This window comes from Lentzea flaviverrucosa (assembly GCF_003350445.1).
Classification (GTDB): domain Bacteria; phylum Actinomycetota; class Actinomycetes; order Mycobacteriales; family Pseudonocardiaceae; genus Lentzea; species Lentzea californiensis.
Genome location: NZ_QQAU01000002.1, coordinates 432660 through 455793 on the forward strand (window position 1 = coordinate 432660; position 23134 = coordinate 455793).

Genomic DNA, 23134 nt, shown 5'->3' on the forward strand with positions numbered 1-23134 from the left:
GACCCACCATTACGGACGCTACCGCAAATCCCTGTTCTGTTTTCCACCACTGCGACTGCGTTGATCTCGCTGGTCGCCGATCCGTGCCTGTGGGTGGTACCCGACGATTTTCGCACGACTTTTCGCTGCCCGACGGTGATTCGCGCACCTCGTGCCACTGATATTTCCGACCCGTTGGTCGGTAAGCGCGTTCACAAGACCTTCGTCGTTGACCGTTGCTCGTACGGGGGTCGCGGATGAGCTGGCCGTGACGATCAACGGACTATCGTGAGCCGGTGGACGGCGTTCGGTTCGGGGTGCTTGGGCCGCTGCTCGTCACGCACGAGGGGCGGGACGTCCGCATTCCCGCTGGCCAGCCGCAGCAGGTCCTGGTGCTGCTGCTCCTGCACACCGGTCAGACCGTCAGCGTCGACCACCTCATGTCGGTCCTCTGGGACGGCGATCCGCCCGCCAGCGCGCGCAAGGCCGTGCAGGTGCACGTCTCGCAGCTCAGGAGGGCCCTGAGGGGCCTTCCCGGGGTGTCGCTGGAGTGGTCCCGGCAGGGGTACCGGCTCAACGTCCCGCAGCGGTCGCTCGACCTGCGGCTGTTCCGCGACACCAAGGACCCGGACGAGGCGCTGGGGTACTGGCGCGGGCCCGCGCTGGCCGAGCTGACCACGAACACCCAGCTAGCGAACCAGCTGGAGGAGGAACGGCTCGCGGCCGTCGAGCGCCGTGCCGACAAGGCGATCAGGGACGGCCGGCACCACGAGATCATCGGGGAGCTGACCGGGTACGTCGCGCAGCACCCGACCAGGGAACGGCTGCGGGGCGCGTTGATGGTCGCCCTGCACCGCAGCGGACGGCAGGCCGACGCGCTCAGGACGTACGACGAGGGCCGGCGCCGGCTGGCCGAGGAGCTCGGGCTCGATCCCGGCCAGGAGCTTCAAGACCTGCACGCCGCGATCCTGCAGGGCGACGTCCCCGCCGTGCCGCGCGAACTGCCCGCCAGACCCGACCCGTTCGTGGGCCGCCGGGCGGAGGTCGAGCTGATCACGGGCTCGGCCGAGGCGGTGATCGCCGTGCACGGGCCGGGCGGGCAGGGCAAGAGCGCGCTCGCCACCGCCGCCGCGCACGCGATGGCCGAACGTTTCCCGGACGGACAGCTGTACGCCGACCTGCACGGCGCCACGCCGGGCCGGTCACCGCTGTCCCCCGCCGAGGTGATCAGGCGGTTCCTGCGCGCCCTCGGCACGCCACCGCTGGCCGTGCCGACGGACGTCTCCGAGGCCGCCGCGCTCTACCGGTCGACGCTGGCCAGGCGGAAGGTGCTGGTGCTGCTCGACAACGCGGTGGACGCGGCGCAGGTCGGCCCGCTGCTGCCCGGCGAACCGGGTTCCACCGTGCTGATCACCAGCCGCCGGATGCTGGCCACGCTGAGCGCCCGGCACGTCCGGCTCGACCCGTTGCCGGAGGCCGACGCGCTGCGGTTGCTGGGCGACGACAGCGAGGCGGCGAAGCAGGTCGCCCGAGCCTGCGACCACCTGCCGCTGGCGCTCACGATCGCGGCCGCGCGGCTGCGGTCACGGCCGGACTGGACGACCGGGACGCTGGCGAGACGGCTCGCGGACCGGCGTCACCGGCTGGACGAGCTCGACTTCGACGACCTCGGTGTGCGGTCGAGCTTCCAGCTGGGCTTCGAGGGCCTGGACGCCGGCGCGACCAGGGCGTTCGTCCTGTTGTGCTGCCTCAACGTGCCGTCCGTCGGTGAGCCGGTGGTCCGCGCGTTGCTGGGGCAGGACGACGTGGACCGCGCGCTGGACCCGTTGGTGGACGCCAGACTCGTGGAACCGTGCGGGCCGGAGCGCTACCGGGTGCACGACCTGCTGCGGTTGTTCGGCGCCGAGCACGTGAACGAGGAGAAGCAGGAGGCGCTCACCCGCGCGCTCACGCACTACCGTTCCACGCTCGCCGCTGCGCTGAAGAAGCTGCGGCCGCACGCTTACGGCGCGCTCACGTACTCCGCCACCAAGCAGGACATCGACGAGCCGTTGCGGTGGCTGACCGACGAGGCCGAGAACCTGCTGGCGGCAGCGCGTTCCACCGTGGCGTCCGCCGCGCTGGCCGAGCACGGGCTGGCCATCGCGCACATGCTCTACCCGCACCTGTTCAAACAGGACAGGGTGGCGGACCTGGTCGAGCTGGGCCAGATCGCGGACCAGGCGGCTCGCACCGTCGGCACCTCGGCCGCGTTGCAGACGGCGCTCCTGGTGCGGTCGGCCGCGAACCGCAGGACCGGTGCGTTCGAGATCGCCCTCGCCCAGCTGGAAGAGGTGCTGGAGGCGCGCGCCGACGACCCGTTCGGGCAGGGGCGTGCCCTGTCCGGCATCGGCACGATCCAGCGCGAGCTGGGTGAGCTGGAGCGGGCGGAGTCGACCCTGGCGCGGGCGATCGAGCTCACGTCGGAGCACGGTCCGGCCGGCGCGCAACGGGTTCCGTTGTCCGCGCTGGCCCAGGTGCACCAGGTCGCCGGGCGGTACCAACAGGCGCTCGACGCCGCCGTGCTGAGCCTGAAGCTCGCCCGTGAGCACGAGGACGAGGCTGGAACGGCGTATGCGCTGGCCTCGCGGGGACAGGCGCTGTTCAAGCTCGGCAGGCTGACGGAAGCGGAGGCCTCGCTGAGCGAGTGCATCGAGCTGTGCCGGCTCACCGGCGAGCACAACGACGAGTGGCAGGCACTGCTGTGCCGTGCGGAAGTGCTGCTGGCCGCGGGAAAGCCGGGACAGGCCACGGTGGACGCCGAACGCTGTCTGGAGATCACCGCCGCTCGCGGCGACCGGTACGGCGAGGGCGTCGCCCACCTCGTGCTCGCCAGGACGGGCGGGGAAAAGCACGCGGACCGGGCGGCCGAACTGCTCGGCCCACCCGGTCTGCGCAGGGACAACCTCTTGGACAGCCTGATCGGCTGATCAGCCGCAGTGCTCGAAACCGCTGGTGTAGCTGGAGGAACCGACCATGCCGCCCCACTTGACGCACGTGCCGGGCGCCTTCTTCTTCACCGGGCCGGCGTAGTAGCCGTACTCGCCACGGTCAGTCGTGCGTGCGGAGCCCTGCACCTCGAGGAACGCGCCGACGTCGGACGCCGTGCCGATCTTGGTGGTCTTGATCGCGACCACGCAGTTGTAGCCGTTGGAGGCGTTGTACAGCAGGGAGACGCGGGCGCCGGTCACGTTCGCGCCGTCGACGACCTTGTAGCCGTCGCCGCAGGCCTCTTCCGGCGTGTACGGGTTGGTGGTGCCACCGCCGCCACACTTGTTGTTCGACTTGTAGTTCTGGGTGCCGTAGTACAGGATCGTCGACCCGGAGAACTTGATCTTCTGCGGCGTGCCGTTCAGCAGCTGCTCGAAGTGCAGGTGGGCGCCGGTCGAGCCGCCGGTGTTGCCGACGTTGCCGATGGTCTGCCCCTGCGAGACGCTCTGGCCGACCGACACCCGCTGCGCGGAGAGGTGGGCGTAGCGCGTGGTCCAGCCGCTGCCGTGGTCGATCTCGACCCAGCGGCCGTAGCTCGTGCTGCCCTCGTTGCGGACCTTGCTGACCTTGCCCGACGCCGACGCCACGACGGCGTCACCCTCGTCCGCACCGCGGTTCAGGTCGATCGCCAGCTGCGGGCTGTGGTTGGTCCTGGTCTGCCCGGACCACGTCTGTCCACACGGGAACGGCAGCTCGAAGTTGGTGGCGGCGCTGGCCTGCGGGCCACCGAGCACCAGCACGCCCAGCCCGATCGCGAGACCGGCGACCCCTGAGATCATTCTCTTGACGTTCATCGTTTCCCCTCGTTCATCCGAAGACCCGCCGCACGTTGGAGTACGGCGTGCCCTTGCTTTTGAGCTCGCTGATCCAGACGTTCTTCGCGTGTCAGCAGCGGGTGCTCGACTTGCCCTGCCGCTCGTTCGAGCCCCACTGGACCAGGCCGGCGGCGTGCGTGCAGGAGGAGAGCGTGCTGGCACCGGAAGACCAGACCTCGGCCTTGTTGAGCTCGCACTTCGTGTCCATCAACGTGGGACGGCCGCCGTCCTCCTTCGCGATGGACGCGCAGAAGTACCACTGCGAGTGCGAGTTGCGGAAGCCCTCCCACACGTAGGTGTAGGCGTAGTTCTTGTTGCAGCCCTTGAACTGCTTGACCGAGGCGATCTGAACACCCGCGGAGTTGGTGATGTAGCCGGTGGAACCGATCTGGTCCACCCTGGCGCACCCCGGCGCCGCCTGCGCCTGCGCCGTGAACCCGAGCATCGCGGCGGCCACGACTGCCGCGGCGCCGACGGTGCTGGCGATCTTGCTGAACATGCTTCTCCCTCAACGGTTCTGCGATGGCGGTGCGAAAGTCGGTCAGTCGGTGATGTAGCCGGTCACGGCGCGCCCCCTCAGCAAGCGCTCGACGCGAGACGGGCGGTGCGGTGCACGCCGTTCTTGTCGACGTAGAGCACCTCGCCGCGGGCGCAGCCGGGCGCGTGGACCATGTTTCCCCAGTGGTTGCCGGGCGTTCCCGCCGCGACGAAGCCGACGTGGTCGCTGCCCGACCACACGGTGATGCGCAGAGCCGAGTCGCCGCCCGAGTAGTTCGAGACCCGCACCCAGTTCGTCCTGCAACCGGGCGACCACCGCAGCTCCGCCGTACCGCCCGTGTACATGGGCGCGGTGTCCGCGGTCGTCGAACCACTGCTGCACCCGGCGGACACCGGGTCCTTGTCGTTGCACCCGCGTCCGCTGCAGGACGCGGCCTGTGCGTCCGGCGCCATGAGGAGCGTGAACGCGGCCGCGGCGATCAGGGCTGTCGACTTCATGGCGCTGACACTGCCGACCGGCGCTCACAGCGACCTGACAGCTACACCCCGTCAGGTGTCAGCGAGGTGTCAGAAGGCCACGTCAGCGAGCGGTGCGCGATCGGTCAGCGGGAAAAGCCACGGTGTTGCCATGACGTGGTTGCGCAAGCCCTGGGTGGGCCCGTTGGCGTTCGTGGTGGTGGCGTTCGTGGCGTTCTCGCTACCGCCGTACCTGACAGGTGATCGTCTGCAGGCACGCGTGCAGTCGGACTGGGGACCGCACTACCCCCTGCTCGTCATGCACGTCGTCTGCGCGTCGATCGCCATCGTCACGTGCGTGGTGCAGATCTGGCCGTGGTTCCGTGGCCGTTTCCCCGTGTGGCACCGCCGCATCGGCCGTGTCTACGTGTTCGCCGGTGTGCTGCCGGCCGGGCTGTCCGGGCTGGTCATCGGCTGGATGACACCGTTCGGCCCGGTGGCCCAGGTGAGCACGATCCTGTTGTCGGTGCTCTGGCTGACGTTCACGTGGCTGGCTTGGCGCGCGGCCCGGCGGCGCCAGTTCCGCGACCACCGCAAGTGGATGATCCGCAGCTTCGCGCTGACCGTCTCGATCATCACGAACCGGATCTGGGGTGTGGCCGCGTTCCTGTGGTTGTCCGATCGCGTGCCTGAGGCGGAGTTGCCGTTTCTGGTCGCCGGGATCTCCACCTGGGCCGGGTGGACGATTCCGCTGCTGCTGTCGCAGTGGTGGCTGGAGCGCAAGCCTCGGCGGCGGGCTGCGGTGGAGCAGCGGGAGGCGGTCAGCGTGGGCTGACAAGGGGTTATGGGGCGACTACGGTCGGCAGTCATGAGGCTACTGCTCGCTGTCCTGATGATGGTCGTCCTCGCCCCGGTCGCGTCCGCCGCGCCGGCCACGCCCACGGCGCGCTGCGAGTTCATCCCGACGCCGGACAACCCGGCCGCCCGCCCGGTCCAGCCGCCGAGCGCCGTCGTGCCGGCTCGCGGCACCGTGAAGGTCACCATCGTGACGAACTACGGCGTGGTCATCGCGCACCTCGATCGCGCCAACGCCCCGTGCGGCGTGGAGAACTTCGCCCACCTGGCGCGGAGCTGGTTCTACACGATGTCGCAGTGCTGGCGCCTGACCGACACCTCGCGCCTGGGCGTGCTGCAGTGCGGCGACATCTACCGCGCCGAGGAGGGCGGGCCCGGTTACCGGTTCGCCGACGAGGTGACGGGCCAGGAGACCTACCCGCGCGGCACCATCGCGTACGGGAACCAGGGCCCGGGCACGAACGGCAGCGAGTTCTTCATCGTGCACTCGTTCGCCAACATCAAGCCGCTTTACACCGTGATGGGCCACGTCACCTACGGCATGGACACGCTGGACCGGATCGTGAAGGCCGGGATCGTGCCGCAGCCGGACGGCCTGCTCGACGGCGCGCCGAAGAAGCCGGTGCGCATTCTGCACGTGCTCGCCCACTAGTTGCTCATTTTCCAAGTGGTCGCCGTTTAGTTGAAGCGGCGACCACTTTGCGTTTCAATTGGCGGGGCGAAATTCCGGTGAGCGATCTCCGTCACGCGGTCTACCTGCGCACATTGAGCCATTCGCACCATTGAGCATTAAGACGGATTTGATATTCGCTGTGATCCCGCTCGCCCTCAGGAATCAATTCCGCAGCTCCCGCGCTTCCGTCACCTGAATGGCGGCTGTACCAGCCAGTAGCCTCCATTTCGGCCAAAGGAGGCATACAAAGTGGCACCCGAGTTCGAGCCGGCTCGACTCGACGACGTCGACGACCTGCTCAGGCTCTACCGGCGGGCACACGGCGCGAACTACCCCATCGCGATGGGCACCGACCCCGACGTCATGGCCGCCGAGATCGTGGCCGCGCACACCGCGTGGCTGGTGTGGCGCAGGGGCGGCCGGGTCGTCGCCTCGATCACCGGGCACGTCGAGAGCGCGGACCGCCTCGGCAAGATCGCCGGGCTGGTCGTGGACCCGGACGTGCAGGGCGGCGGCATCGCGCACCACGCCGTCGGGCAGATCACCGGCCGCATGCTCGCGAGCGGCGAGGTCGACTCGGTCTACGGCACCGCGCGGACGGTTCACCTCGCACCGCAGCGGGTGTGCCTGCGCAACGGGTTCCGCCCGCTCGGGCTCGTGCCGAACCTGTTCAAGCACGCCAAGCGCGAGACCATGACATTGCTGGCCAAGCACCGCGACGGTGTTCTGGAGCAACGGGCGCAGGTGCACAAGGTCCCCAGGAGCCTCGAAAAGCTCGTCATGGCCACGCACGCGGAGATGCCCGCGCTGCCCGAGTTCGTCGAGGACACCACCTTCACCGCCGCAGAGGTGTCACGCCTGGAGGTCATCGAGGCGCCGCAGTTCGTGCAGCGGCACTTCGAGCACACGATCAACGACCCGGCGCGGCGGTTCTACCCGTTGCACCGGCCGAACGTGCTGCTGGCCGACGAGCGCGGCGAGTACCAGATCTACGGGCACCTCAACCGGCACGACGGCTACTGCACGATCTTCGGTGCCACGCCCAGCCCTCAGGCGCTGCTCCCGCACCTGGGCGGCGTGATCGACACGCTGGCAGGGCTGGGCGCGCCGCACGTCGAGACGCTGGTGCCGTTGCACGAGTTCGACGAGCTGAGTGCGTTGGTGGCCTTCGGTTTCCTGCCGGTGGCGTTGTACCCGGCGATGCGCAAGGACGGCGAGGTCTACCACGACTACGTGGTCATGGTGCACACGCCGCAGCCGCCGGACTTCCGCGGGCTCGCGATCGACGAGGCGTTCCGGCCCTTCACCGAGCAGTACATCGAGCTGTGGACGCAGAAGTTCCTCAACACCAACGGAGTCTACTGGTCATGACCTCCTCCTTGGGCACGAACCCGCATCTGGGGCCGGTAACGGTGCCGGACCCGTCGCTGCGCGCCGTCCAGGCGCTGTGCGACATCGCGGCGCCGTACGACCACAGCGACGAAGACCTTTTCCTGGAAGCGATGAACGAGTCGAACCGCTGGCACGCCCGGCGCAACGAGTTCTTCCGCAGACTGTGGAACGGCAAGCCGCTCCAGGACGTCACCGACCAGCCGTTCGTGCACGCCAACTTCTTCAAGATGCACGAGGTGCTGTCGGTGCCGCGCGCCGAGGTCGTCGTGCACGCCACCTCCTCCGGCACGACCGGGCAGAAGTCGCAGATGTTCTGGGACGCCTGGACGTTGCGGGCCGGGCGGCGGATGGTCGCGCGGATCTACGACCACAACGGGTTCATCTCCCCCGAGCCGGTGCACTACCTGGTCAACCTGAACCAGCCGGCGCCCGGCGTGAAGCTCGGCAGCTCGTTCACCGGCCAGTTCATGACGGACTTCGCACCCGTCGAGTCCGTCGACTACGGCTTGGCGCACACCGGCAGCGGGCACGAGTTCGACGCGTTCGGCAGCATCCGGGCGTTGCAACGGTTCGCGGACAGCGGGCGGCCGGTACGGATCTTCGGGTTCCCGGCGTTCCTGAGCTTCACCATCGACCGCATGCGCGCGATGGGCGTGGAGCCGTTGCGGCTCGACGAACGCTCGATGGTGTGGTTCGGCGGTGGCTGGAAGGGCAACGCGGACAAGCAGATCTCGAAGTCCGAGCTGCGCACGAAGGTCACCGACATGCTCGGCATCCCGGACGTGCGGATCCGCGACAGCTACGGCTCGGTCGAGCACTCGGTGCCATACGTAGAATGCGCGCACCACAACCTGCACGTGCCGACGTGGTCACGTGCGATCGTCCGGGACGTCCGGACGCTGGAACCGTTGCCGTACGGCGAGTCCGGCTACATCCAGTTCGTGTCCCCGTACATCACCTCGGCGCCCGCGCAGAGCGTGCTGATGGGTGACCTGGCCGCACTGCACGCGCCTGAGGAGTGCGGTTGCGGCAACGAGACACCGTGGTTCGAGGTCCTCGGCCGCGCCGGAGTCTCCCGCAACCGTTCCTGCGCCATCGCAGCTGCAGAGTTCCTAGCCCGGAGGACTTCATGAAAAGGCAGGGCATGAGGCATTTCTGGCAGGGCGAGTGGGTCGGCGACGAGGCCGTGGGGCCACGGCTCGACACGCTGGACGACCGCACCCAGCAGGTCATCACCGGACCGCGCCTGAACCCGCTCGTCGTGCTCGCCGCCGCGGAGAAGCTCGACCTGGACCAGCACCGCGCGTCGCTGGTCTCCTGGGGCCTCGACGACGTGGAGGTCGACGAGACGCTGCACGCGCTGCGGCACGCGCTGAGCCGTGATGCGCTGGAACGCAAGCTGAAGCGCGAGCTCGGCAACCTCGACCCGGCACGCATGGTCCGCTTCGACTTCCGCACGCCCGCCTACGAAGCCTGGGTGCCTCTCGGCCTGCTCGCCCACGTGACGGCGGGCAACGCACCCGCCGCCGGCGTCCTGAGCGCCGTCGAGGGCCTGCTCTCGGGCAACCTCAACGTCATCAAGGTGGCCTCCGACGACTCGGGCTTCACCGCCGAGGTGCTCGCCGCGCTGGCCTCGCACGACCAGACCGGTCAGATCGCCGCACGGCTCGTCGTGCTGCACTTCTCCTCCTCGCGCACCGACTGGATGTCGCGCGTGCTCGGCGCCGCCGACGCCGTAGCGGTGTGGGGCGGCGAGGAGGCGATCGCCGGCGTCACCGAGCTGGTCAAGCCCGGCGCGAGGGTGATCGACTGGGGACCGAAGCTGTCGTTCGCCTACCTGACCCGCGACTCCTGGTCCGATGTGGACACATTGCAGGCACTGGCCGCGGACGTGTGCCGGCTGGAGCAGCAGGCCTGTTCCAGCCCACAGGTGATCTACCTCGACACCGAGGACTCGTCCCAGGTCTTCGCCTTCGCCGAGCGCTTCGCCTCCATGCTGGAACGGACGGGGCCGCCGACCCGTGAGCCGTCGCAGGCCGAATGGGCGGAGATCACGAACACCGTCCTCGTCACGCAACTGGAAGAACACCTCGGGTTCACGAAGGTGCACGCCGGCGACAACTGGCGCGTGCTGGCGGACGTGCGGTTCGCACCGCGCACCTCACCGCTGTACCGGACGGTGTGGGTGAAGCCCCTGCCGCGCAAGCAGATCACCTCCGTGCTGCGGCCGATGCGCCGTTACCTGCAGACCGTCGGACTCGCGGCGGACCGGCCCGACACGGCCGCGCTCGCGCGTTCGTTCGTCTCGATCGGCGTGCAGCGGATCACCACGCCGGGTTCGATGCTCGGCGGTTACAGCGGCGAGCCGCACGACGGCGTCTACGCGTTGCAGCGCTACAGCAACCGGGTGTCCGTGCAGCTCGACGACAGGTTCGCGGCGGACGCCTCGCTGGACGACCTGGCCGAGTCGCGCCAGCTCCCGGTCCCCCCGGTCCCGGTGACGCCGAAGTCGGACTTCGAGACACTGCAGGACCGTCCGGCGGACGTGTACTTCCGCAGCGGCGGCAGCTCCGGCGCACCCAAGCTGTCCGCGTACACCTGGGCCGACTGGGACGAGCAGATGTGGGTCGGCGCCGAGGCGTTGCTCGCCACCGGGCTCGACCCGCGCCGCGACCGAGTCATGAACCTGTTCTTCAACGGGCACATGTACGCGAGCTTCGTCAGCTTCTTCTCCGCGCTGGAGCGGATGAACGCCGTGCAGTTCCCGATGGGCGGCGAGTGGGACCAGCTCGGTGCGATCGCTCAGGCCGTTGTGGACAACCGCGTCGACACGCTGCTGACCGCGCCGTCGTTCGTGCAACGGCTCTTCGCCGAGCACGGCCCGATGCTCAAGGAGTACGGCGGCATCCGCAAGATCTTCTACGCGGGCGAGCACTTCGGTGCCCAGGCCATCGCGCGGCTGCGGGACGAGTTCGGCGTCGAGACCATCCGCTCGGCGGCCTACGCGACGGTCGACGCGGGACCCGTCGGCTACCAGTGCCAGGCGTCGTCCGGCAAGGTGCACCACCTGTTCACCAGCCTGCACACGCTGGAGATCCTCGATCGCGAGACGGACCGTCTCGTCTCGCCGGGCGAACCCGGCAGGCTCGTCTTCACCACGCACACGCGGCGAGGCCAGCGGCTGGAGCGCTACGAGATCGGCGACCTGGGCCGCTGGGTCCCCGGCGACTGCCCGTGCGGCCGTCAGACACCCCGGTTCGAGCTGCTGGGACGTACCGGGGACGTGTTCCGGGCCGCCGCGCAGACGCTGAACTACCGGCGGTTCCTCACGATCGTGGAGGACGAGCACAGCTACTCCGGCGCGTTGCAGATCGAGCTGAACGAGGACACCCGCGGCGAAGAGCTGGTCGTGCGGCTGGAGAACGGCCGCGCGCCGGAGCCCGCTACCACCCGCCGCACGCTGCTGTCGCGGTATCCGGAGGTCGCCGAGGCCGTCGAGCAGGACGGGCTGCTGACCCTGCGCGTCGAGAGCGTCCCGCTCGCGGACTTCCAGCGGACGAAGAGCAGCGGCAAGTTGATCGCGGTCGTCGACCGGCGCAGCAGCAGGAGTGTGTGAACGATGTCCGTGCTCGACCTCATCTGCTACGCCCGCACGCACTCCCCGTTCTACCAGGAGCTGTACGACGGCTACGACTCCTCGACGCCGCTTTCCGAGCTGCCGGTGGTCGACCAGGCCGCGTTCTGGGCAGCGAACACCGTCCGCGACAACCAGGTGCTGACCCGCGCGCACACCGACGGCCTGATCTTCAAGACCGGCGGCACCACCAAGGCTCCCCGCGTCTCCTTCTACACCAACGGGGAGTGGGATGCGATGTGCCGCACGTACGCGGAAACGCTGCCCGCGGCGGGACTGCGGCACGGCGACCGCGTCGCGAACCTCTTCGCCGCCGGCGAGCTCTACTCCAGCTTCATCTTCGCCCTGAACGCGTTGCAGCACTCGCCGATCGACCTGGTGCAGCTGCCGGTCACCGGCAGCGCGCCGGTCGAGTTCACGCTGAGCACGATGCAGGACTTCGACGCCACCGTCGTGGCGGGCTTCCCGACGACGCTGTGCCGGCTGGCCGCGCACGTCCGTTCCGAGGCCGGCTCGTTGCCTTCGGTGCGGCTGGTCCTGTTCAGCGGTGAGGCCCTGTACGACGACCAGCGCGCACTCCTGCTGGAAGCGTTTCCCGGCGCCGAGTTCCGGTCGTTCGTCTACGGCAGCGTGGACGGCGGGATCATCGGCACGGCGGTGCTGGGCTCGGACGATCCGAGAGTGTTCCGCTCCTTTGTGGACAGCTCGGTGCTGGAGATCGTCGACGCCGACACCGGTGAGCCGATCACCTCGGCGGGCCGGCCGGGCCGGTTGCTGCAGACCGACCTCACCCGGCGGCTGCAGCCGATGATCCGTTATCCGGTCGGCGACCTGGCCGAGTGGGTCGACGTGGAGGACGGCATCTTCCGCCTGCTCGGCCGCGCCGACGAAGGCGCGCGCATCGGCCCCGTGACGCTGCACCTCGACCACCTGCGGGCCGCCGTCGACCGCGCCGGGATCACGCACAACGGCGTACAGGTCGTGATCCGCCGGGTCGACGCGCGGGACCAGCTGGTGCTGCGGATCGCCGGTGCGGCGCAGGAGGTCTCCGCCGTGCGGGCCGAGGTGTACCGGATCAGCCCGCGGTTCGAGCTGCAGGCCGGCCGCGGCGTGGTGGCACCGCTCGCGGTGGAGTGGGTGCCCGCACTGGAGGTGAGTCCCCGCACAGGCAAGACCGTGCGGCTCCTCGACGAGCGTCCCGTGTAGTTAGTGTGTGCCGGTGCGAAAGATCCTGGTCATCGGTATCGGCGCGGGCAACCCCGACCACCTGACGGTGCAGGCCGTCAAGGCGTTGCAGACGGTCGACGTGTACTTCGTGCTGGACAAGGGTTCCGTGAAGCAGGAGCTCGTCGACCTGCGCGCGTCGATCCTGGCGGAGCACGTGACGCGCCCGTACCGCTGGGTCGAGGGCCGGGACCCGGACCGCGACCGCAACCCGGCCGACTACAAGGCGACGATCGACGCCTGGCGCCGCGACCGCGCGGACGTCGTCCTGGGACTGCTGTCGGAACTGGGCGAGGACGAGGTCGGGGCGTTCCTGGTGTGGGGCGACCCGTCCCTGTACGACTCGACGCTCGCGATCCTCGACGACCTGCTGACCCGCGGCGAGTCGTTCGAGGTCGAGGTCATCCCCGGCGTGACGTCGGTGGCCGCCCTGACCGCCGGCCACCGGGTGTCGCTGAACCAGGTCGGCAAGCCGGTGCAGATCACGACCGGCCGCAGGCTGGCCGCCGGGTGGCCGTCCGATGTGGACGACGTGGCCGTGATGCTGGACGCGTCGTACTCGTTCGAGGGCGTCGACCCGGACACGTGGATCTACTGGGGCGCCTACCTCGGGATGCCGGACGAGGTCCTCGTGTCGGGCCGCGTCGGGGACGTGGCGGCGCGGATCCGCGAGGTGCGGGACGAGGCCCGTGCGCGCAAGGGCTGGATCATGGACACCTACCTGCTGCGCAGGTCCTGATCGGGGCTACTCCGCGATCAGGCGGCTGACCGAGCGTTCGACGAGTGCACGGGTCGCGTTCGGGGTGGTGAACGCCAGGATCGACATGTGCACGACCATGTCCAGGAGGTCGTTGGCGTTGAACTCGGCCGAGATCCTGCCTTCCATCTGCGCCTGCCCGATGGCCTCGACCTTGTGCCGGTACGCCTCGGCCTCCGCCGCGGGAATGGCCTCGAAGCCGTTCTCGAGCCGGTGGTACGCCGCCAGCCTGAGCAGCTGCGGCTGGTCGCGGTAGGAGTCGAACAACCGGCCCGCGTAGCCGGGCAGGTCTTCGGGCGTGATCGGGACCTGCTGGATCATGCGGTCGATCTGGATCTTCAGCAGCTCGTCGAACAGCCCTTCCTTGCTGTCGAAGTAGGCGTAGATCATCGCCTTGTTGCACCCGGCCTTGGCCGCGATGCGATCGACCCGCGCGCCGGCGATGCCGTACTGCGCGAACTCGTCCATCGCCGCGTCGAGCAGCTTGGCCTTGGTCGCTTCTTTGTCCCTCACCACACCCCGCATCCTAACCAACCGGTTGGTTCTGACAACCAACCGGTTGGTTGACAAGTCTGCGCCGATCTGGTTGCCTAGCTCTAACAACCAAACAGTTAGTTAGTTCAACCAACCGGTCAGTCGGGAGAGCGTCATGAAGGTCGCACTGGTCACGGGTGCCTCGTCGGGGATCGGCGAGGCCACGGCGGTCGAGCTGCACAAAGCGGGCTACACGGTGTACGCGGCGGCACGGCGGGTGCAGCGGATGGAAGGGCTGGCCGCGCAGGGCATCCGTGTGCTCGAAATGGACGTGACGCGGGACGAGTCGATGGTCGAAGGCGTCAAGCAGGTCATCGCCGAGGCCGGGCGGATCGACGTGCTCGTCAACAACGCCGGGTACGGGTCGTACGGCGCCGTCGAGGACGTGCCGCTCGACGAGGCGCGCTACCAGTTCGAGGTGAACGTGTTCGGGCTGGCGCGGCTGGTCCAGCTGGTGTCGCCGCACATGCGCGAGGCCGGGCGCGGCCGGATCGTCAACGTCTCGTCGATCGGTGGGCGGATCTACGAGCCGCTCGGGGCCTGGTACCACTCGACGAAGTTCGCGGTCGAAGGATTCAGCGACTCGCTGCGGCTCGAACTGAAGCCGTTCGGGATCGACGTCGTGGTGATCCAGCCCGGCGGGATCAAGACCGAGTGGGGCGGGATCGCGGTCGAGAACCTGAAGAAGACCTCCGGTGGCGGCGCCTATGCGGGGCAGGTCGAGCAGTTGTCCGGGGTCTTCTCGCAGATGGACCGCGCGAGTGAGCCGAAGGTGATCGCGGACGTCATCGTGAAGGCGGCCCGTGCGCGGCGGCCGCGCACCAGGTACGCGGCGGGGTTCGGGGCGCGGCCGATCCTGTTCGCGCGCAGGGTGTTGTCCGACCGGGCGTTCGACGCCCTGTTCCTCGGGGCGATGCGCCGGTTCGCCTAAGGCGTGTTGCAACCATCTGGCCAGGTACCTTCGGTTCAGAACCACTGAGGGGAGTCGTGTGCACGAGGGGCTGTCGCCGGAGGCCGAGAAGCTCTACCTGGCGATGCTGCGCGGAGACGCCGTCGAGCCCGGCCCGGCACACGAGGAGCTCGAACGGCTCGGGCTGATCAGGAACAACGATGTGCGCCCGCCGCGTTCCGCGCTGGCCGCGATCGCGTCGGGGCACGAGGTCGCCGCCGTGCGAGCCAGGGAGACAGCCGAACTCCTGGCCGCCGCCTATGCCGAGCACGGCGCGAAAGAGGTCGACTTCGTCGAGGTCCTCAAGGAGGCCGACGAGGTGATCAGCGCGTTCGAGGAGATGCAGAGCCAGGCCGAGTCGGAGATCCGGGCGCTCGATCCCGGTTCGTACCTGAGCCCGCAGCCGGAGGCGAGTCCCGCGCAGCCGCCGGCGCTGGCCCGCGGTGTCGCCTACCGGGTCGTGTACGAGTCGGCGTTGCTGCAGACCGAACGCGGGTTCGCGTCCGTGCAGGAGAGCATCGCGGTGGGCGAGCAGGCGCGGACGTTCCCCGGCGTGCCGCTGAAGCTCGTGATCGCCGACTCGGACCGGGCGTTGATCGCGGTGCCGACCGTCACGGGCGGGAACGTGGTCGCACTTCTCATTCACCCGTCCGTGCTACTGAGCGCGTTGATCGAGTTGTTCGAAGCATTCTGGCGGATGGCGGTGTCGATCACCCCCGGCGGCCAGGAAGACACCCAGCAGGAGCCGACCACGGCCACCCGCAGACTGATGGCACTGCTCAGCGCCGGTCTGACGGACGAGTCGATCGCGCGCGAGCTCGGCGTCAGCGAACGCACGGTGCACCGCAGGGTGAGCCGGCTGCAGCAGTTGCTGGGGGCGCAGACCCGGTTCCAGCTCGGCGTCCAGGCATCACGGCGAGGTTGGCTTTAGTCACCCAAAGTCACAGAGCCGACGATCTTCATCACTCTGTGAGCACGATCGGTGACGATTTCCAGACATGGCGACTTTCTGCCATCACCCAGGAGTGTTAAACGCCGTTTTTTCCTTTCTCCTCTGTTGCAAGCGCGGTCTTACCCAGGCCGTGCGGGGGCAGGAAGGGATCTACCGTGAGGAAGTACTTCAGAGGCGGCATCGCCGCGGTCACAGGGGCGCTGATCGCGACGAGCATCGTGCTCACGCCGACGGCGAGCGCGGCCGCCAAGCAGGACCCGGACACCCAGGCACTCGCGGGTGCCCTCGCCACGCAGGAGGTGACCTGGGAGGAGTGCACCTTCCCCGGCGTGGCAGAGGAGACCGTCAAGAAGTTCAAGACCGTCAAGGGTCTCGCCTGCGCGACCATCCAGGTCCCGCGCGACTGGCACAACCCGGCCGACGGCAACACGATCGGCATCCGCGTCTCCAAGACCGAGACCGCGTACAAGGGCACCAGCCGCCAGGGCATCGCGCTGGTCAACCCCGGTGGCCCCGGCGGCTCCGGCCTGCCGTGGGGCGCGGCCATGGCCCTGCGCACCCCGGTCCTCGCCGGCCAGTACGACTTCATCGGCTTCGACCCGCGCGGTGTCGGCCTCTCCTCGCCTCTCACCTGCAGCTACACCGTCCCGAACAGCACGGACATCAACGTGCTGAACAAGGCGAAGGTCGACGGCTGCCTCGAGAACCCGCTGACCAAGTTCATCACCACCGAGCAGACCGCATACGACATGGACTTCATCCGCGTCGTGCTCGGCGAGAAGAAGATGAGCTACATCGGCTACTCCTACGGCACGTGGCTCGGCACCTGGTACGCCGCCACGTTCCCGAGCAAGGCGCACCGCTTCCTGCTCGACTCGGCCGTCGACGCCTCGCAGACGACGCTCGAGAACACCTGGGACCTGCAGCCGCGCACCCGCGACCGCCAGTTCCAGGAGGCGCTGCTGCCGTACATGGCGCGCAACGACGCCGAGTACGGCCAGGGCACCGACCCGATGGAGATCCGCCGCAACTGGGAGAAGGTCGGCGGCACCCGTGAGTTCGTGGGTCAGCTGTTCGTCGCGTGGTTCGTGATCCCGGCCATGTACGACACGAGCCAGTACCCGACCGCCGCCGCCGCGGTGTCCGCGGTGATCGGCACCCCGGCCACCGGCACGGACGCCGAGAAGGTCGAGCAGCTCGTCTCGAAGATGCTGGCCACCAAGGGCCTCACCGACGAGAACAAGGCGTTCATCGCGAAGGCCAAGGCCAACGCGCTCGCCGCGATCGCCAAGAAGGAGCGCGTCGCGGTGAAGACCACGACCGCCGCCGCCGAGGTCGAGACCTGGGACGCGACGTTCGAGGCGATCCGCTGCCAGGACGGTCAGTGGAACCAGAACCTGCACTACTGGAACTACTGGCTCGCGGACCTGACCGTGAACGCGCCGTTCATCGCGCCGTTCATGAGCACCCCGCTGTGCGCGTACTGGCCGACGAAGAACGCCATGCCGAAGCCGGACAAGAAGACGTTCCCGCGTCTGCTGGTCGCGCAGTCCGAGCTCGACGCCGCCACCGCGTACGAGGGCGGCCTCGCCACGGCGAAGGCGCTGCCGAACGCCAAGCTGATCAGCGTCGACAACGAGGGCTCGCACGGCCTGTTCCCGTACAACACGGACTGCGTCGACGACCCGATCGTCTTCTTCTTCCAGACCGGCGCCACCCCGCGCAAGCAGTTCACGGGCTGCCAGGCGCTTCCGCTGCCCGGTGAGGACAAGACGTTCGACGTCGGCGGCAAGCTCACCAACGGCAAGGTGAAGATCAAGATGATCACGCCCGCGGTGAAGGAAGCCAACAAGATCGTCAAGGACCTGCTGAGCGGTTCCTCGACGGCGAGCGCCGACGAGTCGGGCATGCCGGCCAACCTGTAACACCCTTGTAGAGCTGCGGCCCTCGGCGCGATGCGCCGGGGGCCGTTTCCATTCACGAGTACTCGCGCCAGAACGGCACGGTGGCCCGCGGTGCCCAGTCGTCCGGGAACTCGGGCGTGGGGTTGCGGAACTCCCGGTCGACGTAGTCGGCCAGATCGGTGCCGTAGCACATGATGTCCGTTCCCCACACGGACAGAACCGGGTGCCCGGACGTGCCGCGCCCCGCGGGCAGGAACCGGTGCCCGTAGACCGGCACCAGCCTGGGCGCCTCCGCGAGCGCCTGCCGCGCCACTTCCACCGCTGCCTCGGGTGCGTCCGGCCGCTCACCCCAGGCCCGGTTCCAGTGGCCGCCGGTCTCGACCTTTTCCAACACCCTCCGGACCGGCCAGTCGAGCTGCTCGCGAAGTCCGGTCTGGTCGCCTCCACGCCACTCGGGCCACGGCTGCTCCCAGGTGTGGAAGACACCCGGTTCCGGCTCGAAGGGGCTGTTCACCGGCAGCCCGGCCGCGAGGAACGCCCGGTGGTCGTCGGCGAACTCGACACCGTGCTCGGCCTCGATGCGGGCGAACTCCGCGTCGGTCAGCCCTGGTGCGATCTCACAGCACTCCAGCTCGGCCAGGCGGCGCGCGGCCGTGCTCCCCAGGTCAACGCCTCTCGTCACGCCGTGACCGCAACGGGATCCGCTAGCGCTGCCACCACTTTTTGCGGACGACGTCGATGATCACGCAGGTGATGTTGTCCGGGCCGCCGTTGCCGTTCGCCAGCGCGATCAGCTGCCAGGCCGCGTCGGTGCCGTCCTCAGTGGACAGGAGGACGTCGTGGACGTCGCCGAGGTCGGTGTAGTCGGTCAGGCCGTCGCTGCAGAGCAGGTAACGGTCCTCGATCTTGGCCTGGTGCCACGAGAGGTCCGGGTCGTGCGAGTTGCCGGACTGCAGGGCGCGCAGCACGTAGGCGCGGCGCGGGTGCACCAGGGCTTCCTCCGGCGTCATGCGACCGGCGTCCACCAGCGCCTGGACCATGGTGTGGTCGTGGGAGATCTGGCGGAGCTCGCCTTCCCTGAGCACGTACGCGCGGGAGTCGCCGATGTGCGCCAGCTGGAAGGCGAGGCCCTCCCACCGGACGGCCGTCAGCGTGGTGCCGGCGCCCTGGGGCGTCTCGGCGTCGAGCCTGCGCGCGATCTCGGCCACGGCCGGGCCCAGGTCGCCCTCCCAGCCCGCGAGGACGTCGACCGCGAGCGCGCTGGCCACTTCACCGTGCTCGTGGCCGCCCATGCCGTCCGCCACGGCCTGCAGGTCCGCGCGGACGTAGACCGAATCCTCGTTGTGCTCGCGGACGAGCCCAGGATCGGTCGCCACGGCGATGCGCAGCTCGTGTGTCATGTCTCCCAGTAGATCAGTTGTGAAGTGAGTTCACAAGCAATACGGTTGTGAACATGGATGAGACGGTCAACGCCGGTGACATAGCGCGCCTCGCCGATGTGGGGCGGGCGGCCGTGTCGAACTGGCGGCGCCGGTTCGAGGACTTCCCATCGCCGGTCGGTGGGACGGCCTCCAGTCCGTTGTACCTGTTGCGCGACGTGGAGTCATGGCTTCGGCGCAACGGGAAGCCGTTCCGGGTCTCGCCGGCCGAGCGGTTGTGGACGCAACTGCGGACCGCGGACGACCTGAAGCTCGGTGAGGCACTGGCCGCGGTCGACGCCGACGCGGAGACGTTCGAGTTCCTGCACGAGCGGTACCTGGAGGCCCACTCCCGGCTGCTGAACCCCACTCCGCCCGAGGTCGTCGAGGTCGTCCTGGCCACGACGGACGGCGACACGGTGATCGATCCGGCGTGCGGCACGGGGAGCCTGCTGAAGGCGTCGAGGGCGCGGAACAAGATCGGGCAGGAGCTCGATCCCGTGTCGGCGGTCATCGCGCGGCGCCGGATGCCGGCCGCGCAGATCTTCACCGGCGACTCGTTGCGGCACAACGGGGTGCAGGTGAAGGCCGACGCGGTGGTGTGCGATCCGCCGTGGCACGACCGGGCGTGGGGGCACGAGGAACTGGTCGGCGACGCCCGGTGGACCTACGGCCTGCCGCCCCGCGGCGAACCGGAGCTGGCCTGGTTGCAGCACGCCCTGTCGCTGGCGAAACCCGGCGGGCTGGTGGCGGTGCTGCTGCCGTCGGCGGCGGCGTCGCGCAGGCCCGGCAAGCGGATCCGCGGCAACCTGCTGCGCGCCGGGGCGGTGCGCGCGGTGATGACCGTGCAGCCGGGACGCGACCTGTGGCTGCTGCGCAATCCGATCGGCCGCGCGCCCGAACAGATCGCGCTCCTGCAGGCACCGGGCCCGCTCGACCCGAACACGCGGGTCATCGACCTGCTGGACGACGACGTCGACCTCAGTCCGTCACGCCGCAGCGGCACCGACGCGTCCGCCTACCTCGCGGCGCAGCCGACGTTCGGCCTGCCCCCGCTGCCCGAGTTGCGGCACCAGGACGCTCCCCCGATGACGACGATCGGCGAGCTGGTCCGCGCGGCCCCCGGCCCGCACGTCGTCACGTCCCCCACCGGCGCGACGTACGAGATCGATCCGCGCAAGGTCGACCCCGACTTCCTCGAGGGCGTGCTGCGCGCCGCGTTCGCCAGGACACCGACCGGCTCGACCCGGCTGGACGTGCGCCGGACGCAGGTGCCGTCGCTGCCGCTGGCGGAACAACAACGGTACGGACGGGCGTTCGCGCAGCTCAAGGCGCTGGAAGCGGGTCTGGACGAGGCCGCCACCCTGGTCCGCCTGGGCTACAGCGGACTCCTGAGCGGACAGGTCGGGCCTGCGTGATGCCGGGAAGCGCGGGGTCGGCGACCAGGTGACGGCGGTTAGGCTCCCGGGGTGCTGATCGCCGACCGCTACGAGATCGACGACCTGCCGCTGGGGCGGGGTGGCATGGGTGCCGTGCACAAGGGCCGGGACCTGCGCCTGGATCGGCGCGTCGCGGTCAAGCTGCTGCGGCTGCCCGGCAGCGACGACGAGGTGGCGCAGCGCTTCGCGCGTGAGGCGCGGATCGTCGCCAGGCTGGAACACCCCGGAGTGCCCGTCCTGTACGACTTCGGGACGTTCGAGCAGCGCCTCTTCCAGGTCATGCAGTTCGTCGACGGCGTCACGGTCGACGAACTGGTCGGCGAGTTCGGCCCGCTGCCCGAGGCCTGGGCCGCGAACATCGCCGCGCAGACGGCCGCGGTGCTGGCGGCGGCGCACGACCAGGGCATCTGCCACCGGGATCTCAAGCCCACCAACCTGATGCTCTGCCCGGACGGGGCGGTGAAGGTGCTGGACTTCGGCCTCGCGCTGCTGCGGGAGAGCGACGTCGCGCCGTTCAGCCGGGCCGGTCAGATCCTCGGCACGCCCTCGTACATGGCGCCGGAGCAGATCCAGCGCGGCACCGCCGAGCCCCGAAGCGACCTGTACGCGCTGGGGTGCGTTCTGCACGAGATGCTGACGGGCGAACAACTCTTCACCGGCCCGACGGCCTACGCGGTGTTCGACAAGCACGTCAAGGAGGCACCGCGGCCGGTCGAGGGCGCGCTCGACCCGTTGGTGCAACGGTTGCTGGCCAAGGAACCCGACGGGCGGCCGGCGACGGCGCTGGAGGTTTTCGAAGACCTGCAGGGGTTCGCGCAGGACCCGCCGGCGTTGCCCGGGTTCGTGCGGGACGGCTCGACGGCGATGTACTCGAGCGTGCAGGTCAGGCCGGGATTCGGTTCACCTCGTGATCACCGGTCGCCCACAGGTGCTGCACCGCGTACGCACGCCACGGCCGCCACGCCTCCGAGCGCCTGACCAGCGCCGCGGGCGTCGACGGCAGTCCCAGGGCCTCGGCGGCCAGCCGGACGCCCAGGTCGGTCGGCAGGAACGCGTCGGGGTCGCCCAAAGAGCGCATCAGGATCGACTCGACGGTCCACGGACCGAAGCCCGGCAGCGACGAAAGCCACTCGCGCGCAACGGCCCGGTCCGCCCCGGGAGACAGGTCCAAACCGGACTCGAGGGCGCCCAGCAACGCGGCCATCGTGCGGCGGCGGGACTCGGGCATCGCCAGCGCCGCGGGATCGAACGACAGCGGGAACAGGAACAGGTCCCCGACTGGCTTGCCGAAGGCCGCTACGAGGCGTGCGGCGTGCGTGCGCGCGGCCTTCGTCGACACCTGTTGACCCAGCACGGCCCGGATAGCGAACTCCGCGCCGTCGACCGTGCGGGGCACACGACGCCCAGGAGCAGCCGAAATCAACGGCGCCAAAAGGGGATCCGCGGACAACGCCGCATCGACCGCTAATGGATCGGCGTCGAGGTCCAGCAGAAACCGGCAAAGGTCTAGAGCACTAGCCGAATCGCGAGAGTCCGAGAGTTCCAGCGTGCACGCGACGTGATCCGGGAACGGCCGCAAAGACGCGATGCCGAAACCGCAAGGAAGTCGCAAGGTTCGCCGGTAGACACCGTTGCGCCACTCCTCCACTCCGGGCACGGCGGTGGCGATGAGGTGGCCGAACAGGCTGTCGGGCCACAGTGGTGCTTGAAAGTGCAACTGTTCCGAGAACGTGGCCGGCGGCATGTCCACCAGCATGACGCCATTCCTGCCGAGACGCTGGCGGGAAAGCGACATCATTCCGGACGGGGCCAACCGGGTGACCTGCTTCGCGGCGAGAAAATCCGTGGCTAGGCTGACCGTCGCGCCGTGGCAGCAGTTGTCGGTTTCAGCATGGAAGGGCGGCGTCGCGTGCGATGAGAGCGGCCTGGACGCGGTTGTCGCACCGAAGTTTCGTCAGCAGTCGGCTGACGTGGGCCTTGATAGCCCCTTCTGAGAGGTACATGAGCCGTGCGATCCGTGCATTCGCCATGCCCTGCGCCAGGTACACCAACACTTCCTGCTCGCGCCGGGTGAGCAGGCCGATGCGGCTGCGCGCGGCGTCACGGCGTTCCGAGTCGGCGCCGGTGAAGTGGTCGATCAACGCACGCGTCGCGGACGGCGAGAGGATCGCCTCTCCGGCGGCGACGGCGCGCACGGCGTTCACCAGCGCGTCGGGTTCGCCGCTCTTGAACAGGAAGCCCGCCGCGCCGGCGCGCAACGCGGGGAAGAGCATCTCCTCGGTCGGCGGCGTGCACAGCATGATCACCTGCGTGCCCGGCACGTGCCTGCGCACCATCCGGACCGCCGCGAGGCCTTCCATGCCGGGCATGGAGGCGTCCATCAGCAACACCTGCGGACGCTGGCGCCGCGCGAGTTCGAGCGCTCCGCCACCGTCACCGGCCTCGCCGACCACCACGACGTTGCCGGCGCGTTCCAGCACACCGCGGACTCCGGTGCGGATCAGAACCTCGTCGTCGGCGACGCCGACGGTGATCGTGCGCGGTTTGTCCACCAGTTGCAGACCTGCGCTCGCCCACGAGGTGCTCGTCGTCAACGTCATGCGCACTCCCTGTCAGACCGGACCA

Annotated in this window: 21 protein-coding genes; 13 read left to right on the forward strand and 8 right to left on the reverse strand. The window is 69.3% G+C overall.

The features are described 5' to 3' along the window. The first annotated feature begins 275 nt into the window (after nucleotides 1-275). Complete coding sequence (locus DFR72_RS08120; protein ID WP_090066724.1) at nucleotides 276-2948, forward strand: AfsR/SARP family transcriptional regulator; 2673 nt, start codon at nucleotides 276-278, stop codon at nucleotides 2946-2948. Here the strand turns inward: DFR72_RS08120 and DFR72_RS08125 are convergent, their stop codons facing one another. From DFR72_RS08125 to DFR72_RS08135, 3 genes are all read right to left on the reverse strand, one after another. Then, nucleotides 2949-3803, reverse strand: a complete 855-nt coding sequence (locus tag DFR72_RS08125) for a M23 family metallopeptidase (protein ID WP_090066725.1) — start codon at nucleotides 3801-3803, stop codon at nucleotides 2949-2951. A 91-nt stretch (nucleotides 3804-3894) separates the two neighbouring features. Then, nucleotides 3895-4323 (reverse strand): hypothetical protein, encoded by a 429-nt coding sequence (locus DFR72_RS08130; RefSeq protein ID WP_090066726.1) that lies wholly within the window; start codon nucleotides 4321-4323, stop codon nucleotides 3895-3897. 77 nt (nucleotides 4324-4400) lie between these two features. Next, nucleotides 4401-4820, reverse strand: coding sequence for a DUF2690 domain-containing protein (locus tag DFR72_RS08135; protein WP_090066727.1), 420 nt, complete (start codon nucleotides 4818-4820; stop codon nucleotides 4401-4403). A gap of 130 nt (nucleotides 4821-4950) precedes the next feature. On the opposite strand from DFR72_RS08135, the gene DFR72_RS08140 reads away from it, so the two are divergent. The 7 genes from DFR72_RS08140 to cobF all read left to right on the forward strand — a co-directional run bounded on the left by DFR72_RS08140 (nucleotide 4951) and on the right by cobF (nucleotide 13295). After that, nucleotides 4951-5613, forward strand: a complete 663-nt coding sequence (locus DFR72_RS08140) for a DUF2306 domain-containing protein (RefSeq protein WP_090066728.1) — start codon at nucleotides 4951-4953, stop codon at nucleotides 5611-5613. Nucleotides 5614-5646: 33 nt separating this feature from the next. Further along, the gene (locus DFR72_RS08145) at nucleotides 5647-6285 is read left to right on the forward strand and encodes a peptidylprolyl isomerase (RefSeq protein WP_090066729.1); all 639 of its coding nucleotides are present in this window, start codon (nucleotides 5647-5649) and stop codon (nucleotides 6283-6285) included. A gap of 270 nt (nucleotides 6286-6555) precedes the next feature. Then, nucleotides 6556-7677, forward strand: a complete 1122-nt coding sequence (locus DFR72_RS08150; protein ID WP_090066730.1) for a GNAT family N-acetyltransferase — start codon at nucleotides 6556-6558, stop codon at nucleotides 7675-7677. Next, nucleotides 7674-8831, forward strand: a complete 1158-nt coding sequence (locus tag DFR72_RS08155) for a LuxE/PaaK family acyltransferase (protein WP_090066731.1) — start codon at nucleotides 7674-7676, stop codon at nucleotides 8829-8831. The genes DFR72_RS08150 and DFR72_RS08155 overlap by 4 nt, the downstream gene beginning before the upstream one ends. Next, the gene (locus DFR72_RS08160) at nucleotides 8828-11314 is read left to right on the forward strand and encodes an acyl-CoA reductase (protein WP_090066732.1); all 2487 of its coding nucleotides are present in this window, start codon (nucleotides 8828-8830) and stop codon (nucleotides 11312-11314) included. The genes DFR72_RS08155 and DFR72_RS08160 overlap by 4 nt, the downstream gene beginning before the upstream one ends. 3 nt (nucleotides 11315-11317) lie before the next feature. Further along, on the forward strand, nucleotides 11318-12538 hold the full coding sequence (locus tag DFR72_RS08165; RefSeq protein WP_090066733.1) for a phenylacetate--CoA ligase family protein: 1221 nt from the start codon (nucleotides 11318-11320) through the stop codon (nucleotides 12536-12538). Nucleotides 12539-12551: 13 nt separating this feature from the next. Further along, nucleotides 12552-13295: a precorrin-6A synthase (deacetylating) gene (gene cobF / locus DFR72_RS08170; RefSeq protein WP_090066792.1), complete on the forward strand. Its 744-nt coding sequence runs from the start codon at nucleotides 12552-12554 to the stop codon at nucleotides 13293-13295. Between the two features lie 6 nt (nucleotides 13296-13301). Here cobF and DFR72_RS08175 read toward each other — a convergent pair whose 3' ends face one another. Further along, nucleotides 13302-13826 carry a TetR/AcrR family transcriptional regulator gene (locus tag DFR72_RS08175; RefSeq protein WP_245982644.1) on the reverse strand — a complete coding sequence of 175 codons (525 nt, stop codon included), beginning with the start codon at nucleotides 13824-13826 and terminating at the stop codon, nucleotides 13302-13304. Nucleotides 13827-13962: 136 nt separating this feature from the next. Here DFR72_RS08175 and DFR72_RS08180 point away from each other — a divergent pair, with 136 nt between their 5' ends. The 3 genes from DFR72_RS08180 (at nucleotide 13963) to DFR72_RS08190 (ending at nucleotide 17673) form a co-directional block, all read left to right on the forward strand. Further along, on the forward strand, nucleotides 13963-14778 hold the full coding sequence (locus DFR72_RS08180) for an oxidoreductase (protein ID WP_090066735.1): 816 nt from the start codon (nucleotides 13963-13965) through the stop codon (nucleotides 14776-14778). Nucleotides 14779-14836: 58 nt separating this feature from the next. Next, nucleotides 14837-15727 (forward strand): helix-turn-helix transcriptional regulator, encoded by an 891-nt coding sequence (locus DFR72_RS08185; RefSeq protein ID WP_245982647.1) that lies wholly within the window; start codon nucleotides 14837-14839, stop codon nucleotides 15725-15727. A gap of 176 nt (nucleotides 15728-15903) precedes the next feature. Then, on the forward strand, nucleotides 15904-17673 hold the full coding sequence (locus DFR72_RS08190) for an alpha/beta hydrolase (protein WP_245982650.1): 1770 nt from the start codon (nucleotides 15904-15906) through the stop codon (nucleotides 17671-17673). 52 nt (nucleotides 17674-17725) lie between these two features. Here DFR72_RS08190 and DFR72_RS08195 read toward each other — a convergent pair whose 3' ends face one another. Beyond that, nucleotides 17726-18334, reverse strand: coding sequence for an SMI1/KNR4 family protein (locus DFR72_RS08195; RefSeq protein WP_090066736.1), 609 nt, complete (start codon nucleotides 18332-18334; stop codon nucleotides 17726-17728). A gap of 22 nt (nucleotides 18335-18356) precedes the next feature. Then, entirely contained in the window at nucleotides 18357-19052 is a 696-nt protein-coding gene (locus DFR72_RS08200; RefSeq protein WP_090066737.1) for a PP2C family protein-serine/threonine phosphatase, read from the reverse strand. Between the two features lie 53 nt (nucleotides 19053-19105). Here DFR72_RS08200 and DFR72_RS08205 point away from each other — a divergent pair, with 53 nt between their 5' ends. Beyond that, entirely contained in the window at nucleotides 19106-20488 is a 1383-nt protein-coding gene (locus DFR72_RS08205; protein ID WP_177224565.1) for an N-6 DNA methylase, read from the forward strand. Between the two features lie 51 nt (nucleotides 20489-20539). Then, nucleotides 20540-21487, forward strand: coding sequence for a serine/threonine-protein kinase (locus tag DFR72_RS08210; protein WP_090066739.1), 948 nt, complete (start codon nucleotides 20540-20542; stop codon nucleotides 21485-21487). On the opposite strand, the gene DFR72_RS08215 is transcribed toward DFR72_RS08210, so the two are convergent. After that, nucleotides 21393-22265, reverse strand: a complete 873-nt coding sequence (locus DFR72_RS08215) for a DNA-3-methyladenine glycosylase family protein (protein WP_245982653.1) — start codon at nucleotides 22263-22265, stop codon at nucleotides 21393-21395. The genes DFR72_RS08210 and DFR72_RS08215 overlap by 95 nt on opposite strands. Nucleotides 22266-22395: 130 nt before the next feature. Then, nucleotides 22396-23109 (reverse strand): response regulator, encoded by a 714-nt coding sequence (locus tag DFR72_RS08220; protein ID WP_090066795.1) that lies wholly within the window; start codon nucleotides 23107-23109, stop codon nucleotides 22396-22398. Nucleotides 23110-23134: the final 25 nt, after the last annotated feature.

What these genes read in the sequence shown, in the direction of transcription:
- DFR72_RS08145 (WP_090066729.1), top strand. Translation starts at nt 5,647, where the DNA reads ATGAGGCTACTGCTCGCTGTCCTGATGATGGTCGTCCTCGCCCCGGTC.
- DFR72_RS08205 (WP_177224565.1), top strand. Translation starts at nt 19,106, where the DNA reads ATGGATGAGACGGTCAACGCCGGTGACATAGCGCGCCTCGCCGATGTG.
- DFR72_RS08155 (WP_090066731.1), top strand. Translation starts at nt 7,674, where the DNA reads ATGACCTCCTCCTTGGGCACGAACCCGCATCTGGGGCCGGTAACGGTG.
- DFR72_RS08220 (WP_090066795.1), bottom strand. Translation starts at nt 23,109, where the DNA reads ATGACGTTGACGACGAGCACCTCGTGGGCGAGCGCAGGTCTGCAACTG.
- DFR72_RS08160 (WP_090066732.1), top strand. Translation starts at nt 8,828, where the DNA reads ATGAAAAGGCAGGGCATGAGGCATTTCTGGCAGGGCGAGTGGGTCGGC.
- DFR72_RS08215 (WP_245982653.1), bottom strand. Translation starts at nt 22,265, where the DNA reads ATGCTGGTGGACATGCCGCCGGCCACGTTCTCGGAACAGTTGCACTTT.
- DFR72_RS08135 (WP_090066727.1), bottom strand. Translation starts at nt 4,820, where the DNA reads ATGAAGTCGACAGCCCTGATCGCCGCGGCCGCGTTCACGCTCCTCATG.
- DFR72_RS08165 (WP_090066733.1), top strand. Translation starts at nt 11,318, where the DNA reads ATGTCCGTGCTCGACCTCATCTGCTACGCCCGCACGCACTCCCCGTTC.
- DFR72_RS08180 (WP_090066735.1), top strand. Translation starts at nt 13,963, where the DNA reads ATGAAGGTCGCACTGGTCACGGGTGCCTCGTCGGGGATCGGCGAGGCC.
- DFR72_RS08125 (WP_090066725.1), bottom strand. Translation starts at nt 3,803, where the DNA reads ATGAACGTCAAGAGAATGATCTCAGGGGTCGCCGGTCTCGCGATCGGG.
- DFR72_RS08130 (WP_090066726.1), bottom strand. Translation starts at nt 4,323, where the DNA reads ATGTTCAGCAAGATCGCCAGCACCGTCGGCGCCGCGGCAGTCGTGGCC.
- DFR72_RS08200 (WP_090066737.1), bottom strand. Translation starts at nt 19,052, where the DNA reads ATGACACACGAGCTGCGCATCGCCGTGGCGACCGATCCTGGGCTCGTC.
- DFR72_RS08140 (WP_090066728.1), top strand. Translation starts at nt 4,951, where the DNA reads ATGACGTGGTTGCGCAAGCCCTGGGTGGGCCCGTTGGCGTTCGTGGTG.